We start from the raw sequence: 15,823 nt of genomic DNA on the forward strand, positions 1-15,823 counted from the left end.
GAAAGGGTCTCGGGTCTGCCGAGGCCCTTTCGCCGTTTCCCGGCCGCTCAGCGGCGCTCGTAGACCGCGTCGCCGTCCACGAACGTCATGCGTGTGCGCGTCATCCAGATGTCGCCGGTCGGGAGCTCGAACGGGTCGCGGTCCAGCACCACCAGGTCGGCCGGGCGGCCAGGCTCGACGGCGCCGGCGGGGGAGCGGTTGATCCAGGCCGAGCCCGCCGTGTAGGCCGTCATGGCGGTGGCCAGGTCGATGCGCTGGCCGGGCAGGAACGGGGTCTGCGCGGTCGGGTAGGTCGCGTGGACCGAGCCGCCCGGCTCCGTGCGGTTCACCGCGACGTGCATGCCCTGCAGCGGGTCCGCGTTGGAGACGGGCCAGTCGCTGCCCGCGCAGAAGCGGGTGCCGTGCGCCAGCAGGTCCGCGAACGGGTACTGCCACGACGAGCGCGGCTCACCCAGGTACGGCAGCGTCAGCTCGTCCATCTGGGCGTGGTGCGTGGCCCACAGCGGCTGCAGGTTGGCCGTGACGCCCAGGGCGGCGAAGCGCGGCACGTCCGACGGCTCGATGATCTGCAGGTGGGCGATGTGGTGCCGGTTGCCGGGGCTCGTGCCCTCGAGGCTGTCCAGGGCCTCGCGCACGGCCCGCTCGCCGATGGCGTGGAAGTGCACCTGGAAGCCGAGCCTGTCCAGCTCGGCGACGTACTCCTTGAGCTTGTGCGGGTCCACGTACGACAGGCCCGTGCCGCCGCACAGGCAGTACGGCTCCAGCGTGGCGGCGGTGAAGTTCTCGGTGATGCCGTCCTGCATGATCTTGACAGAGGTGGCCGTGAAGCGGTCGAGGCCCTCGGCGGCGGCCCGGCGTTCGACCAGCTCCTCGATCTGGTCCAGGCCGCGCGTCCTGTCCCACCACAGGGCGCCCACCACGCGCGCCCTGAGCCTGCCTGAGCGGGCTGCGGACACGTAGGTGGGCAGTTGGTCCTGGGAGCCCGCGTAGGAGCCCACGATGGCGTCCTGCCAGCCCGTGATGCCCAGCGAGAACAGGTACTGCTGCGCGTCCGCCAGCGCGTCGTCCAGGTCCTGGGCGGTCGGGCGGGGGGTGAGCAGGCCGACGAGGTCCATCGCGCCCTCGTGCAGGACCCCGGTGGGCTCGCCTGCGGCGTCGCGCTCTATGCGGCCGTCGGCCGGGTCCGGCGTGTCCTTCGTGATTCCGGCTTCGCGCAGAGCTCGGGTGTTGACCCAGGCGGCGTGGTGGTCGCGCTGGATGAGGTAGGCGGGGCGGTCGAGGAAGTCGAGCTGGTCACGGTGGGGGAGGCCGCCGGGGAACGCCGACATGTCCCAGCCGCCGCCATCGATCCACTCTTTGCCAGGATTTTTCGCGGCATAGTCGGCAATCACGGCTATGTACGCGTCAAGGCCGAAATCTTCTGACAAGTCGCACTTCGCCCGTTCGAGGCCCGCCTGGACCGGGTGCATGTGCGCATCCGTGAAACCCGGCACCAGCAGGCCGCCGTCCAGGTCCACCGTCTCGTGGGACGGCGCCTGCCGGGCCAGCTCGGCCTCCGGCCCCACTGCGGCGATCACGCCGTCGCTCACCAGCACGGCCTCGGCCCGCGCGCCCTTCGGTGTGAAGACGCGGCCGCCTCGGAAGAGGATCTTCATGGGGGCTTCCTTTCTCAGCGGTGGATCCGGCTCGCGCACCCCGAGCCCGCCGTACATCCTCCCGCCCACCGCGGTGACCTGCGACAAGCGGGGTGACGCCGGGCCGTGGCGGGACGGCCGGGCCGGTGGCCCGGAGCAGGGGCTCGTGGCGGCGATGTCGCGCTATATCGGGATAAATCGTCGCTTCTCGCGATGAAATACGCGATGAAACACATCGTTAGCGGTTGCGTAACAGCCACCGGTCATGCTCATCTGCATGGGATTCTTGCGCATCCGTACCACGGTGGACGAGCGGCCCGGCCGGCTGGCCTCACTCGCCGAGGCCCTGGCAGCCAGGGGCGGCAACATTCTCGGCCTGAGCGTGCAGTCTGACACGGACGGCACCGTCGACGAGTTCGTCGCTGACATCCCCGCCGGCCCCGAGACGGTGCGCGAGGCGCTGGAGGCGGCCGGTGGCCGCCGGGTCCAGGTGGTCCCCGCCACCGCCCACGAGCTGACCGACGAGCCCACCAGGGCGCTGCTGCTGGCCTCCAGGCTGCGCTCCATGCCGTGGCGGCTGCCTGAGCTCCTGGCCGAGTTGCTGCGCGCCGACGACGCCAGGTGGATCTATGGTGAAGCGGTGAGTGATCTTCCCGACCCGACCCAGCTCGTCGTGCCCGTGGCCCCCAGGCGTGCGGTACGCCTGCGCCGCGCGGAGCTGCCGTTCACGCTGACCGAGGCGGCCAGGGCTGCCTCCTTCGCCCGGCTCGCCCAGCCCGCCACCGAGCAGGCCACGGCCGACCGCGCGATCAAGCTCTCCGGCGACGCGGAGGTCACGATCCGCCCGCTCACCTCGATCTACCGCGAGGCCGTGCGCGACCTGCACGACAGGTGCTCGCCCGAGTCGCGCAGGTTCCGCTACTTCACCTCGATGCCCGCGCTGCCGGCGAGCACGTTCGACCGGCTGTGCGACAGGAGCAAGGGATATTCGCTGGTGGCCGGGCACGACGGGCAGGTCGTGGGGATGGCCAACCTCATGTTCACCCCCGACCCCGGCATCGCTGAGATGGCCTTCCTGGTCGAGGACCGCTGGCAGGGGCGCGGTCTGGGCACGGCGATGGCCAGGATGCTGGTGCGGGGGGCTCGCGATCTCGGGTACGCGGAGGTCAGGGCCACCATGTTGTCCGACAACGCCAGGATGCGCAGGATGCTGATCTCCCTGGGCGCCACGCTCGGCTACACCGAGGATCCCGGCGTCATGGAGGCCAGGCTGCCGGTCGGCGCGATGGCGTCAGCCTAGGTCCTCTTCGGCCGGCGGCGGCTCTTCTGAAGGCTTCCTGGCGACGTCAGAGGGCCTCTTGGCGTCGGAGGGCTTCTCGGCGTCGGAGGGCTTCTCGGTGGCGGGCGGCCGGATGCCCAGGTGGCGTTCGATGCGCTCCAGGCTCTCCTCGATCCGCGCGAGCCGCTCGCCCAGCACCGAACCGCCGGCGAAGAACATCTCGCTCGGGCGCTCCTTGGAGGCGCGCCCCACGCGGTCGATCAGGCGCTGCCGTACGTCCGCCAGATCCGCGCCCGCGTCCACGAGCGCCTGCGCGGCCAGCCCCTCGCCCTCCCTGATCAGCCCGAGCAGGATGTGCTCGGTGCCGATGTAGTTGTGGCGCAGCTGCAGGGCCTCACGCAGCGACAGCTCCAGCACCTTCTTGGCGCGCGGCGTGAACGGGATGTGCCCGCCGGGCGCCTTGGCGCCGTGGCCCACCTCACGTTCGACGAAGGCACGTACGTGCTCCAGCTCCACGCCGCAGCCGTCGAGCACCAGCGAGGCCAGGCCCTCGCCCTCGTGGATGAGGCCGAGCAGGATGTGCTCCGTGCCGATGTGGTTGTGGCTCATCATCCGCGCCTCCTCCTGGGCGAGGACGACGACCCTGCGCGCACGGTCGGTGAAGCGTTCGAACACGGGGGGCCTCCGTTCGACAGCCACTGCCTCCACTATGCGCTACAAACCAGCGGATGTGGGGTATTTGTCCTGTGTGGATCTTGACGAGGTGGCCGGCAGGCTTTATGCGCTGCCGCCGTCCGAGTTCACCGCCGCGCGCGAGGCCGAGGCCCGCGCGGCGAAGGAGGCGGGCGACGTACGGCTCGCGCGCGAGATCGCGAAGCTGCGCAAGCCGACGGTGTCCGCCTGGGCCGTGAACCGGCTCGCCCGTGAGCGCTCCACGGAACTGGCCGAGCTGCTCGACGTGGGGGAGCGGCTGCGCGCCGCCTGGCAGGAGCAGGACGCCGACGCGCTGGCGGAGCTGACCCGGCGCCGCGGCGACGTGACCGCCAAGGTGGGCCGGCTGGCGAGGCAGGACAGTGGCCTGTCGCCCGCGGCGGCGGCCGAGGTGGACCAGACGCTGGAGGCCGCCGTCGTGGACGCCGACGCGGCTGGGCAGGTGCGTGGCGGCCGCCTGGCCAAGCCGCTCAACTACAGCGGCTTCGCTCCCGCGCCCATCCCCCGCGAGCGGCCCGCCGCCAGGCGCAAGCCTACCGAGGCGGAGGCGAGAGAGCGCGAGGAGGCCGAGGTCAGGAAGGCCAAGGAGCGCCAGGAGGCCGAGGCCGCGCACAAGGAGTGGCAGGAGGCGCTGGAGGCCGCCGTCAAGGAGCACGACGAGCGTGCCGAGCGGGTCGCCCGGCTGGAGCGGAAGCTGGCCAAGGCCCGCAAGCGGCTCGCCGAGGCCGAGCAGCGGCTGGAGGTCACGCGGCGAGAGGAGCGCCACGCGCGTCAACGACTAGGCTAGAGTGGTGTACGAAACCGTTTCGTACACCAAGCCGCGTTTAGCGGCTTGGTGCAGGTAGCGGTTTGTGCACCTACACCGTGTCGCGTTCAGTGGCTCGGTGCAGGTAGCGGTTTGTGCACCTACACCGAATTGAGGAGTGGCGATGATTGGCTGGACCCCTGACTCCATGCCCGACCTGACCGGCAAGACCGCCATCGTGACCGGCGCCAACAGCGGCATCGGGCTCCCCACCGCACTGGAGCTGGCCAGGCACGGCGCCCGTGTCGTCGTTGCCGCGCGCTCGCCGGAGAAGGGCGGCGCGGCCGTCGCGGAGATCCTGCGGGCGGTCCCCGGGGGCCAGGTCGAGTACGGCCGCCTCGACCTGGCGGACCTGGCCTCGGTCAGGCGGTTCGCCGAGGGCGTCGACAAGGTCGACCTGCTGATCAACAACGCCGGCATCGGCCTGATCCCCAGGCAGGAGACCAAGGACGGCTTCGAGATGCAGTTCGGCACCAACCACCTGGGCCATTACGCGCTCACCGGCCTACTGCTGCCGCTCCTGCTCGCCTCTCCCGGCGCCCGCGTGGTCACTGTCTCCAGCGACGCGCACGCGTGGGGCGAGATCGACTTCGACAACCTCGACCTGAAGCGCGGTTACCGCCGGATGAGCTCGTACGGACGCTCCAAGCTCGCCAACCTGCTCTTCACCCTGGAGCTCCAGCGACGCGCTGAGCGGGCCGGTGTGGCCCTGACGAGCGTCGCCAGCCACCCAGGCGCCACGGCCACGAACATCGTCAAGATAGGGCCGCTACAGCCCCTCGTGGGGGTGTTCCTCAAGTCGGCGGCGGTCGGTGCGCTGCCCTCGCTCTACGCCGCGACCTCTCCCGACATCCACGGCGGCGAGTTCGTCGGCCCCAAGCTCAAGATCCTCACGCCGTCGGCCGCGGCCAGGTCGGAAGAGCTCGCCAGGAGGCTCTGGGACGTGTCCGCTGAGCTGACGGGCGTACGATTCGGGGAAATCGCCTACAGCTAGAAGGACGTGTACGTGGCTCCACTCGACCCCGAGCGTGAAAGGGCCATCCTCGACGCCACGATGGAGCTGCTGTCGGAGGTCGGCTACGACCGGATGTCGGTCGACCAGATCGCCAAGCGGGCCAAGGCCAGCAAGGCCACCATCTACCGGCGCTGGGCGGGCAAGCCCGAGCTGGTGGTGGACGTCATCTGCCGGCGGTTCGACATGGACGCGCCGCAGGGCGCCGACACCGGCTCGCTCCGTGACGACCTGGCCGCCGTCTTCCGTAGCATCTGCGAGACGGTGGAGCGCAAGCACACCCTCATCATCGGCCTGTCGTCGACACTGCTGTCCCACCAGGAGCTGGCGCGCACACTGCGCGAGCACCTGCGCATGAGAGACCTCGACGCCGTCCGCGACCCGCTGGAGCGGGCCGTGAAGCGCGGGGAGCTGGCCGGGCCGGTCAACCCCGGGCGGCTCTTCGCGCTCGCCGAGGCGCTGGTGTGGCATCAAATGATCTTCGCCGGGCCGCCGTTCAGTCAGGAGTTCGTCGCGGAGTCGGTCGACGGGGTGCTGATGCCGGTGGCGACCGCCTGGTCAAAGGGCACGCCCGACCTGGGTTGAGCGGGTGGCGTGCGCCAGATAGGCGCACACGGGGAATCCCTCCCGCTCGTACGGGGCCGCCAGCCGGGTGTAGTGAGCCCTGATCCGCTCGACGGTCTCCGGCGGCTGCCGCGCGATCACCGCGAAGCGCGGACCGCCCGCCTGCACGATGTCGGCCCACCACGTCGCGAGGTCCACCTGGTGGTGCCAGCGCAGGGTCTCAACGCCAGCGCCCTCGAAACCCGCCTGCGCCAGCAGCTCCATGAAGCGCTGCGGTGTGTCGTTGCCGGTGAACGGCCGGGCGGGGGGCTCGTAGGGGACCTCAGCGGCGGCGATGGCGTCGGCGAAGACGTTTGTGGCGGTCATCTCGTCGGACTTCCACCAGGTCAGGGCGAGCGTGCCGCCGGGGCGCAGCACGCGGTGGAGCTCCTTGAGCGCCCTGGCTGTGTCGGGCACATGATTGATGACGAAATTTCCCGCTATGGCGTCAAATTCCTCGTCCTTGAACGGGAGGTCGGGGAGCGCGGCCCGCAGGATCGTCGCGTACGGATGGCGGCGGGCGGTCAGCTCCAGCATGGCCGGATTGACGTCCACGGCGGTGACCTCGGCGCCTAAGGCGAGCGCTGCCGCGGTGACCACGCCGGTGCCGCAGCCGACGTCGAGCAGGCGGGGAGCGCATGTCCAGTCGAGGAGAGGGCCGACGGTGTGGGAGCTCAGCTGGGCGAAGCCGCGATCGTACGCTTCGGCGTTGGTCACGGGCTCAGCTTAACGCAGCGGCCGAACCTGACATGTGGATGTGAAATTTCGCGCTTAACGCTGTTTTTCGGAAATTCCGACCGGATGGCCGGCCGTCGAGCTCGCCGCCCGGCTGACGGACGGGGCGCGCCGCCTCGACCGCGACACGATAGCTCTGGCCGTGACGTCGTGGCTGCTACGGATGGCCACCACCGCCGGGGACCGTTTCTTGTAAGGCTTCCTAGGAGAACCAGTTGGCGCCGAGCTCCTGGATGGTCCTGCTGCCCTTGGGCACCAGTAGCGCCTCACTCAGGACCTGGTTGACGCTCTTGGCGTCGTTGACCATGGCGAACAGGAAGAACGAGCCGCCGTCCGCGGTACGGAAGCCGAAGACCGAGCCGTGGCCGGCGAACGCGACGTACAGCCCCTTGTTGACGGCGGGGAACGCCTTGCGGCTGTAGCTGTTCTTGGCCAGGCGGTAGCCGGAGGCGCCCTCCTTCTTCTTGTTGTTCCAGAAGTTGAGGTACTCCTTGGCCACGGCGCGCGCCACGGCGTTGTCCATGTCGGTGATGTAGCCGTCGGCGTCGAGGCGCGGCTTGGGCATCCGCTGGACCCAGTGGATCGGGGTCGCGACGGCCAGCTTGAAGGGCTGCCCGGGGGAGCGGAAGAACGCGAGCACGTGCGGGCGGGCATGACCCTTGGTGTCCTTGTAGGTCGCCTGCGCGATGAACCAGTCACCGATCTGCGGCTGCTGCTCCGGCCTTGGCAGGTAGATCGTCGGCGTGCCGGTCAGGTTGATCGGCTTGTGCCCCGGCTTCCACTTGAAGGTCTCGTGGTTGCGTTCGATCACGCCCTCGTGCAGCGCCGCCTCGATGAACAGCGCTTCCAGCCCGGCGTTCTGCCGCCACCACTTGCGCTTCTTGAGCGTCGCGTTGTACTTGCCCACCCACTCCTGCATCGCCTGCCTCGCCTGGGGGACGGTCAGCGCCGCCTTGGCCGGGGAAGGGGTGGGGGTGGTGCCCGATGAAGGGGGCTGTGACGTGACCGGGGTCGGCGTGGGCGCGTCGGCAGGCCTCGCGGCCAGCCTGGAGACCACACCGCAGCCGGACAGGCTCAAGACAAGAGCCACGGTCAGCAGCATTCCGCGCACGGCACCGTCCCCCAAGACCGTCTATAGAGATGACCAAAAGAGACCATATCGGACATCCGAGAACAGGTAAGCAGCTTGCGCACTTCGGCGTGAGCGGGCCGAGGCGCCCGCCGGGCGACGGTTCGCGATGCCGTGAACGGCAGGTGTCAGAGGGAGGTCAGAGGCCCGCGCCCACGTTGACGGTGGCGTCATTCGGCACCTTGACCAGGGGCTTGGAGACCTTCCTTACGAGGTTTCCGGTGGAGACGACGGTCAGCGACGCGCCGCCCTTCTTCTCGTAGTGCAGACCGGTCTGGTCTCATCCGCAGCCCACGTGTCCGAGGCCAGCATGGCGGGCAGGTTCGCCCCGTCCGCCTGCCTGATCGTCAGGCCGGTTCGCGAGTCGCCGCGGTACGTACGGTCTCCGCGCAGCACGATGGTCTTGTTGATGACGCACACGGCCGGCTTATCCGGTGCCACCGACTGGCCTAAGATCACGATCTCGTCGCCCGCCTTCGAGGCTTCGATGGCGTTGTTGATGGTCGTGGCGTCGTCCGTCCCGGTGCATTGCACTTCCTTGCGGGCGGCCGCGGCGGGGGTCCGCTGTGACGCTTCGGCGTTGGTTGCGGGGCTCGGCTTGACTTGGCGGGGGAAACCTAACATTTGTGTGTGAAATTTCCCGCCTAAGACTGTTTTTTCGGGAAATTTCGACCGTATCGTCGTCGCCATGACCATCGACGCCTTCATCGACGCCCTCCCCAAGGTCGAGCTCCACGTGCATCTGATCGGCTCGGCCTCGGTCCCCACCGTCCTCGAGCTCTCCCGCCGCCACCCCGGCGGCCCGGTCCCCTCGACGGAGGAGGAGCTGCGCGCCTTCTACACCTTCCGCGACTTCCCCCACTTCGCCCAGGTGTACCGGGCCGTCAACGCTCTCGTCCGCGAGCCCGAGGACGTGGCCACGCTCGTCCTCGGGCTGGCCCGCGACCTCGCCCCGCAGGGCGCCCGTTACGTGGAACTGCAGGTGACCCCGTACGCCCACCACATCGTCGGCATGCCCATGCGCGAGGTCACCGAGGCCCTCGACCTGGCCGCCCGCCGCTCCCTGAGCGACCACGGGGTGGAGATGGCCTACATCTTCGACATCCCCGGCGAGTACGGCGAGGAGGCCGCCAAGGTGACGCTCGAACACGCCCTCCAGGAACCTCCCGCCGCGCTGGTAGGTTTCGGCATAGGCGGCATCGAGCAGGAGCGGCCGAAATATCGTGACGCGTACCGCTCGGCGTTCTCGGCCGCCCGCGCGGCGGGCCTGCACAGTGTCCCGCACGGCGGCGAGATGTCCGGCCCTGAGACGATCTGGGAGGTAATCGAGGGCTACGGCGCCGAGCGCATCGGACACGGGATCAACTGCCTCGCGGACCCGCGCCTGGTCGCCTACCTGCGCGACACCGGGATCCCGCTGGACGTGTGCCCCACCTCCAACCTCTGCACGGGCCAGATCGCCCGCATCGAGGACCACCCGCTGCCGCGGATGCTGGAGGAGGGCCTGTACGTGACGCTCAACAGCGACGACCCGCCCATGTTCGCCACGACGCTGGCGCAGGAGTACCGAGTGGCCGCGCGGACCTTCGGCTTCGGCAGGAAGGAGCTCGCGCAGTTCGCCAAGAACGGCGTCCAGGCGTCCTACCTGGCGGAGGAGCGCAAGCAGGCGCTGGTCAAGGAGATCGACGACTTGCTGGCGGCCCAAGGGGCCTGATGCCGGGGTCTGGACGCGGCTCGGCCGCCGCTGACGTGACGGCCGGCTTTCGCAGCCGGGAAAGGCGCGGGTGAGCAGAACGCGGCAGCGAGCAGGAAGCGGCCGGGTCAGCAGGAAGCGGCTGGGAGAGGGGCACGTGCCCGGCCGAGCAGGCTGGGGCTGGGGGTCAGGGTGACGAGATGCGGCCCAGCTCCGGTGGGATCTTGCTGGCCGCCCCTCGGTCCAGCAGGAACAGCGTGCGCGCACGACCCCTGGCGCCCGACGCGGGCACCTGTACGTGCCCCGAGTCCGACAGCGCCAGGCGTACCGCGCCCGACTTCTCCTCACCGGCCGCCACCACCCAGACCTCGCGCGCGGACTGGATGGCGGGCAGCGTCAGCGAGATGCGGGTCGGCGGCGGCTTGGGCGCGCCGTGCACGGCCACCACCGAGCGGGTGTCGTACAGGGCGGGCATGCCCGGGAACAACGACGCCACGTGGGCGTCCGGGCCCATGCCGAGCAGCATCACGTCGAAGCTCGGCACGGGGCCGTGGTCCTCCGGCCTGGCGGCCTTGCGCAGCTCGGCGGCGTAGGACTCGGCCGACTCCTCCGCCGTCATCCCCGAGTCGGGGCCGCGCATGACGTGGACCCGGTCCGGGTCCACGTCCACGTGGTCGAGCAGGGCCTCGCGGGCGCCGGTCTCGTTGCGCTCCTTGTCGCCGGTGGGCAGGAAGCGCTCGTCGCCCCACCAGATGTCCAGGCGGCGCCAGTCCACGGCGTCGCGGGCCGGCGTGGCGGCGATGGCCGCCAGCGTCGCGATGCCGACCGTGCCGCCCGTGAGCACGATCGACGCCGACCCCTTGGCCGACTGCACGTCGACCAGCCGCGTGATGATCCGCGCCGCCGCCGCCTTGGCCAGGATGTCGGCGTCGCGGTGGACCACTACGTTGGGAACGCTCACGGGTACTACTCTCTCAGCCACTGAGGTCACAGGTCATCCCTTGTACGTACGGGCGAACCGCTTGACCGCGGCCTCATAGATCTCGTCGCTGTCGAGCCTGCGCAGCTCCTCGGCCATCAGCTCCGAGGTCTGCCGCCTGGCCAGGGCCACGTTCCTGTCGGGCTGGCCGGGCCGCGACAGCGTGGCCAGCCGGGCGTCGTGCCTGGAGATGGTCAGCTCGCCGTCGTTCAGCTGCAGGCGCACGGCCGTCAGCCCCGGGCCGGAGGAGTCGGTCACCTTCATCGGCGCGCCGAGCCGCTCCGACAACCAGGCGGCCAGCAGCGGCGCGCTCGGGTTGCCAGGAGAGGCCTCCACGACGCCCTTGCGCACCTTGCCCACCGGCTGGTCGAACGCGGCCGCCAGCAGGCTGCGCCACGGCGTCAGCCTGGCCCAGGCCAGGTCGGTGTCGCCGCGGGCGTACCCCTTGGCCCTGGTCACCAGCGACTTGACGCCGCCGTGGTCGAAGCCCCTGGCGTCCGTGATCCGGCGCTGGGCGAGGGCGCCGACCGCGTCCTGGGACGGCACGTCGGGGGCCGCGCCCGGCCACCACACCACGACCGGCGTGTCGGGCAGCAGCAGCGGGCTGACCACGGAGTCGCCGTGCTGGGTCAGCTCGCCGTACAGGCGCAGGACCACGACCTCGCCGGGCGTGGACTCGCCGATGCGCAGCTCGGCGTCCAGCCGGTTCGGCTCCTCGGCCTCGCGGTTGATCACGACGATGATGCGCGACGGGTGCTCGCGGGCGGCCTCGGTGGCGGCGCGGAGCGCGTCGTACTGGTGGCGCTCCTCGCAGACCACCACGAGCGTCAGCACCATGCCGATGGCCGGCGCGCCCATCTGGTGGCGCAGGTGGGTGAGCTGCGCCGAGATCTTGCCGGCCGTCGTGTCCGCCAGCATGAAAGTAGTCACTAGAGTCTCCTCCAGACGCGGCCGTCGCGGGCCATCATCGCGTCGGCCGACGGCGGCCCCCACGAGCCGGACTCGTACGGCTCGGGCTGGCCCTGCGTGCCCCAGAACTCCTCGATCGGGTCGAGGATCGTCCACGACAGCTCGACCTCCCGCTGGTGCGGGAAGAGCGGCGGGTCGCCGATCATCACGTCGAGCAGCAGCCGCTCGTACGCCTCGGGCGACGACTCCAGGAACGACTCGCCGTAGGCGAAGTCCATGGAGACGTCACGCACCTCCATCGCCGTGCCCGGCACCTTCGAACCGAAACGCACTGTGATGCCCTCGTCCGGCTGCACCCTGATCACCAGCGCGTTCTGCCCCAGGATCTCGGTGTCGGTCTTGCTGAACGGCAGGTGCGGCGCCCGCTGGAACACCACCGCCACCTCGGTCACCCGGCGGCCCAGGCGCTTGCCGGTGCGCAGGTAGAACGGCACGCCCGCCCACCGCCGGTTGGCGATCTCGAGCTTGACGGCCGCGTACGTCTCGGTGGTGGACTCTTGCGAGATGCCGTCCTCCTGCAGGTAGCCGACCACCTTCTCGCCGCCCTGCCAGCCCGCGGCGTACTGGCCGCGCGCCGTGTTGAGCCCCAGGTTGGACGGCAGCCGCACGGCCTTGAGCACCTTCTCCTTCTCCCGGCGCAGCGCGGAGGCGTCGAACGAGGTCGGGTCCTCCATGGCGACCAGCGCGAGCAGCTGGAGCAGGTGGTTCTGGATCACGTCACGGGCCGCGCCGATGCCGTCGTAGTAGCCGGCCCGCCCGCCGATGCCGATGTCCTCGGCCATCGTGATCTGCACGTGGTCGACGAAGCCGCGGTTCCAGATGGGCTCGTAGAGGTTGTTGGCGAACCGCAGCGCCATGATGTTCTGGACGGTCTCCTTGCCCAGGTAGTGGTCGATCCGGAAGATCGAGCTCTCCGGGAAGGCCGAGGTGGTGATCTCGTTCAGCTCGTGCGCCGACTTCAGGTCGTGCCCGAACGGCTTCTCGATGACCACCCGGCGCCACGACCCCTCGGGCGCGTCGGCCAGCCCGGTCCGCTTGAGCTGCTCCACCACCACGGGGAAGAACTTCGGCGGCACCGACAGGTAGAAAGCGTAGTTTCCGCCGGTGCCCCGGGTCTCGTCGATCTCGGCTAGCGCCATGGCCAGCGCGTCGAACGCCCCGTCGTCCGAGAACTCGCCTGGCACGAAATGGATGCCCTCGCGGATCTGCTTCCAGACCTCCTCGCGGAAGGGCGTCCTGGCATGCGCCTTGACGGCGTCGTGCGTCAACTGGGCGAAATCCTGGTCCTTCCAATCCCGCCGGGCGAAGCCGACCAGCGAGAAGCCGGGCGGCAGCAGCCCCCGGTTCCCCAGGTCGTAAATCGCCGGCAGCAGCTTGCGCTTGGCCAGGTCACCCGTCACGCCGAACAACACCATCACGCACGGTCCCGCCACCCGTGGCAGCCGCTTGTCACGCGGGTCACGCAACGGGTTGGCGGCGACCACCTCCTCGGTGGTGGCGGTGCCCGCGACGGCCGCCGCCGCTGTGACGGCTTCCTCCGCGGGTGCTGCCGGGTCTGTCATCTCAAGCCTCCTGTGCAGCTGCGAGCAAGCGCGCGACACCCGCCGCGCGATCGGTCAAATGCAGGCGTACGGCGGGCCGCCCGCGGGTCTCGAGCGCCCCCAGGTCGCCGAGCGCCTGGGCGAGCTGGAGCCGCCCCAGCGTGTACGGCCTGCCGGGGACCGTGACGTCCTCGGCCACCGCCCCGGTGATCTGCAGGAACACCCCGTTCTGGGGCCCGCCCTTGTGATATTGCCCGGTGGAGTGCAGGTAGCGCGGCCCCCACCCGAACGTCACCGGCCGGTTGGTGCGCAGTGCGAGCAGCGGCCGCAACGTCGCCGGATCGGCCCACATCCACGCGTCGGTCATCTGCTCGAAGTCGGCCCCGTCAGGCACCGGGGCGTCGAACGCGGCCAGCCGGTCGAGATAAGCCATGATCGCCAGGTAGCCGCCGGCCGGTATCGCGTGCAGCAGCTCGGCGAACACCCCCGGCAGGTCCTTGGCCGTGGACGACCCGTACACCTCGACGGGGCCGTCCACGAACGCCGGCGCGCCCGTCGGCAGGTCGGGCAGCGCCAGCAGGGCCGCGGTGTTCTCCTTCGACTCGGCCACGTTCGGCTGGTCGAACGGGTCGATCTCCAGCAGCAGCCCCGCGACGGCGGTGGCGTACTCCCAGACCAGGAACTGCGCGCCCAGCGGCCCGTCCACGCGCACGTCCCCGAGGTCGGTCTCGATGGCGACGACCAGCTCGTCGCCGCTCTCGTTCGGCTCGGCGCCCACGACGGGCAGGATCCCCCTGCCCTGCTTGCCGGTGGACTCCGCGACGAGCTGCTCGATCCAGTCGGGCAGCCCGGTGATGGCCGAGAGCTGGTCTTCGAGCAGCAGCTTGTCCCGCCCGGCCAGCACCGCGCCGCCGAGCGCCGCCCCCAGGTCGAGCCCGGGGTTGCCGGTGTGGCGCGACAGCAGCGGCAGCACCTCCTCGGCGTCGTCGAGCAGCCGCCCCACGTCGGCCCCCGCCAGCGCGCTCGGCACCAGCCCGAACGCCGACAGCGCCGAGTAGCGCCCGCCCACGTCGGGCTGGGCGAGCACCAGCTCGAAGCCGCCGTCGGCGGCCCGCTTCGCCAGCGGCGAGCCCGGGTCGGTGACCACCACGATGCGCTCCGCGGGCGCGACGCCCGCGTCGGCGAACAGCTCCTCGTAGATCCGCAGGTGGCAGTCGCTCTCCACAGTCGAGCCGCTCTTGCTCGCCACGACCACGACCGTGGCGTCGAGCCGGTCGGCCAGCGCGCGGCGCACCTGCCCGGGGTCGGTCGTGTCCAGCACGGTGAGCGGCACGTCGGCGGTGGCGCAGATGACCTCCGCCGCCAGCGACGAGCCGCCCATCCCGGCCAGCACCACGTTCGTCAGACCTGCCGCGCGGGCCCGCTCGGCGAGCTTGCCCAGCCGGGGCAGCAGCTCGCGAGAGGTGCGGGGCAGCCGCAGCCAGCCGAGCCTGACAGCCGCCGCCGCCTCGGCGTCCTCGCCCCACAGCGTGGGGTCGCCGGCGGCGAGCCGCGCGGGCACGCCATCGGCGACGAGACGCCCCGCGACGGAGGAGGCGGCCGAGGCCACCCCCTCCTCGCGGTAGGTCACTTCCATCACGGGACCAGGTTCTTGGTGACGCTCTCGAGCAGCTCGTTCCAGGACGCCTCGAACTTCTCGACGCCCTCGTCCTCCAGCACCTTCACCACGTCGTCGTAGTCGACGCCGGCCTCCTTGAGCGCGGCCATGGTGTTCCAGGCCTGCTCGTAGAAGGGGCGGACCGTGTCGCCGGTGACGTCGGCGTGGTCTGCCGTGGCGTCGAGCGTCTTCTCCGGCATCGTGTTGACGGTGCCAGGGGCGACGAGCTGGTCGACGTACATGGTGTCGGAGTACTCGGGGTTCTTCACGCCGGTCGAGGCCCACAGCGGCCGCTGCGGACGGGCGCCCGCCGCGCGCAGGCGCTGCCAGCGCTCGGAGTTCATCACGTCCTCGTACGCCGCGTACGCCAGGCGGGCGTTGGCGATGCCCGCCTTGCCCTTCAGCTCCGGCTTGCCCAGCTTGTCGAGGCGCTTGTCGATCTCGGTGTCGACGCGGCTGACGAAGAACGAGGCCACCGACTCGATCGAGCCCAGGTCGATCCCCTTGGCCTGCGCCGCCTCGAGCCCGGCGAGCCAGGCGTCCATGACGGCGCGGTAGCGCTCGAGGGAGAAGATCAGCGTGACGTTGACGCTGATGCCCTCCGACAGCGCCTGGGTGATCGCGGGGAGCCCCTCGACCGTCGCCGGGATCTTGATGAACAGGTTGGGCCGGTCCACCAGCCACCACAGCGCCCGCGCCTCGGCGACCGTCTTCTCGCTCTCGCGGGCCAGGCGCGGGTCCACCTCGAGCGACACGCGGCCGTCCACGCCGCCCGTGGCGTCGTAGATGGGACGCAGCACGTCGGCGGCCCAGCGGATGTCGTAGGTGGTGATGGCGCGCACGGCCTCGCCCACGTCCACGCCGCGTACGGCGAGGTCGTGCAGCTGGGCGTCGTAGGCGTCACCCTTGCTGAGCGCGTTGGCGAAGATCGTCGGGTTGGAGGTCACCCCGACGACGCTCTTCTCGCGCATCAGCTGCTCCAGGTTGCCGCTGCGCAGCCGTTCGCGGCTGATGTCGTCGAGCCAGATGGCAACGCCCTGGCCGGACAGCTTCTTGAGGTTCTCGCTCATCTTCCT

At 70.5% G+C, this 15,823-nt stretch carries 15 protein-coding genes and 1 pseudogene; 6 read left to right on the forward strand and 10 right to left on the reverse strand.

The window, feature by feature from the left end; genetic code table 11:
- Positions 1-47: 47 nt before the first annotated feature.
- Positions 48-1,655 carry an amidohydrolase gene (locus ACIBVN_RS18870; protein ID WP_397137927.1) on the reverse strand — a complete coding sequence of 536 codons (1,608 nt, stop codon included), beginning with the start codon at positions 1,653-1,655 and terminating at the stop codon, positions 48-50.
- Between ACIBVN_RS18870 and ACIBVN_RS18875 the strand changes: the two genes are divergently transcribed.
- Positions 1,654-1,851, forward strand: a complete 198-nt coding sequence (locus tag ACIBVN_RS18875; RefSeq protein WP_397137929.1) for a hypothetical protein — start codon at positions 1,654-1,656, stop codon at positions 1,849-1,851. The two genes, ACIBVN_RS18870 and ACIBVN_RS18875, sit on opposite strands and share 2 nt — an antisense overlap.
- Positions 1,852-1,911: 60 nt before the next feature.
- On the forward strand, positions 1,912-2,934 hold the full coding sequence (locus ACIBVN_RS18880; protein ID WP_397137931.1) for a GNAT family N-acetyltransferase: 1,023 nt from the start codon (positions 1,912-1,914) through the stop codon (positions 2,932-2,934).
- Positions 2,935-3,171: 237 nt separating this feature from the next.
- Here the strand turns inward: ACIBVN_RS18880 and ACIBVN_RS18885 are convergent.
- Positions 3,172-3,588, reverse strand: a pseudogene (locus ACIBVN_RS18885) (Clp protease N-terminal domain-containing protein); the annotation flags it as partial.
- A 73-nt stretch (positions 3,589-3,661) separates the two neighbouring features.
- Between ACIBVN_RS18885 and ACIBVN_RS18890 the strand changes: the two are divergent.
- The 3 genes from ACIBVN_RS18890 (at position 3,662) to ACIBVN_RS18900 (ending at position 6,026) form a co-directional block, all read left to right on the forward strand.
- Positions 3,662-4,411 (forward strand): hypothetical protein, encoded by a 750-nt coding sequence (locus ACIBVN_RS18890; protein ID WP_397137933.1) that lies wholly within the window; start codon positions 3,662-3,664, stop codon positions 4,409-4,411.
- Between the two features lie 142 nt (positions 4,412-4,553).
- Positions 4,554-5,423 carry an oxidoreductase gene (locus tag ACIBVN_RS18895; protein ID WP_397137935.1) on the forward strand — a complete coding sequence of 290 codons (870 nt, stop codon included), beginning with the start codon at positions 4,554-4,556 and terminating at the stop codon, positions 5,421-5,423.
- Positions 5,424-5,435: 12 nt separating this feature from the next.
- Positions 5,436-6,026: a TetR/AcrR family transcriptional regulator gene (locus tag ACIBVN_RS18900; protein ID WP_397137937.1), complete on the forward strand. Its 591-nt coding sequence runs from the start codon at positions 5,436-5,438 to the stop codon at positions 6,024-6,026.
- Here the strand turns inward: ACIBVN_RS18900 and ACIBVN_RS18905 are convergent.
- The 3 genes from ACIBVN_RS18905 to ACIBVN_RS18915 all read right to left on the reverse strand — a co-directional run bounded on the left by ACIBVN_RS18905 (position 6,000) and on the right by ACIBVN_RS18915 (position 8,616).
- On the reverse strand, positions 6,000-6,761 hold the full coding sequence (locus tag ACIBVN_RS18905) for a class I SAM-dependent methyltransferase (protein WP_397137939.1): 762 nt from the start codon (positions 6,759-6,761) through the stop codon (positions 6,000-6,002). The two genes, ACIBVN_RS18900 and ACIBVN_RS18905, sit on opposite strands and share 27 nt — an antisense overlap.
- Before the next feature lie 220 nt (positions 6,762-6,981).
- Complete coding sequence (locus ACIBVN_RS18910; protein ID WP_397137941.1) at positions 6,982-7,869, reverse strand: hypothetical protein; 888 nt, start codon at positions 7,867-7,869, stop codon at positions 6,982-6,984.
- A 273-nt stretch (positions 7,870-8,142) separates the two neighbouring features.
- On the reverse strand, positions 8,143-8,616 hold the full coding sequence (locus ACIBVN_RS18915) for a hypothetical protein (protein WP_397137943.1): 474 nt from the start codon (positions 8,614-8,616) through the stop codon (positions 8,143-8,145).
- On the opposite strand from ACIBVN_RS18915, the gene add reads away from it, so the two are divergent.
- Positions 8,597-9,622, forward strand: coding sequence for an adenosine deaminase (gene add, locus ACIBVN_RS18920; protein WP_397137945.1), 1,026 nt, complete (start codon positions 8,597-8,599; stop codon positions 9,620-9,622). The two genes, ACIBVN_RS18915 and add, sit on opposite strands and share 20 nt — an antisense overlap.
- Before the next feature lie 166 nt (positions 9,623-9,788).
- On the opposite strand, the gene pgl is transcribed toward add, so the two are convergent.
- Genes pgl through tal form a run of 5 tightly spaced genes read right to left on the reverse strand, consistent with a single transcriptional unit; the run spans position 9,789 to position 15,817 of the window.
- The gene (pgl, locus tag ACIBVN_RS18925; RefSeq protein ID WP_397137947.1) at positions 9,789-10,562 is read right to left on the reverse strand and encodes a 6-phosphogluconolactonase; all 774 of its coding nucleotides are present in this window, start codon (positions 10,560-10,562) and stop codon (positions 9,789-9,791) included.
- A gap of 33 nt (positions 10,563-10,595) precedes the next feature.
- Positions 10,596-11,510: a glucose-6-phosphate dehydrogenase assembly protein OpcA gene (locus ACIBVN_RS18930; protein WP_397137949.1), complete on the reverse strand. Its 915-nt coding sequence runs from the start codon at positions 11,508-11,510 to the stop codon at positions 10,596-10,598.
- Positions 11,510-13,111 (reverse strand): glucose-6-phosphate dehydrogenase, encoded by a 1,602-nt coding sequence (gene zwf / locus ACIBVN_RS18935; RefSeq protein WP_397137951.1) that lies wholly within the window; start codon positions 13,109-13,111, stop codon positions 11,510-11,512. Before zwf ends, ACIBVN_RS18930 begins: the two co-directional genes overlap by 1 nt.
- 1 nt (position 13,112) lies before the next feature.
- A complete protein-coding gene (locus tag ACIBVN_RS18940; RefSeq protein WP_397138390.1) occupies positions 13,113-14,726 on the reverse strand; it encodes a glucose-6-phosphate isomerase in 1,614 nt (537 codons plus the stop codon).
- Positions 14,726-15,817: a transaldolase gene (gene tal, locus ACIBVN_RS18945; protein WP_397137953.1), complete on the reverse strand. Its 1,092-nt coding sequence runs from the start codon at positions 15,815-15,817 to the stop codon at positions 14,726-14,728. Before tal ends, ACIBVN_RS18940 begins: the two co-directional genes overlap by 1 nt.
- Positions 15,818-15,823 lie beyond the last annotated feature (6 nt).

Origin of the sequence: Nonomuraea sp. NPDC049400, assembly GCF_044466425.1 — a bacterium.
Lineage (GTDB): Bacteria > Actinomycetota > Actinomycetes > Streptosporangiales > Streptosporangiaceae > Nonomuraea.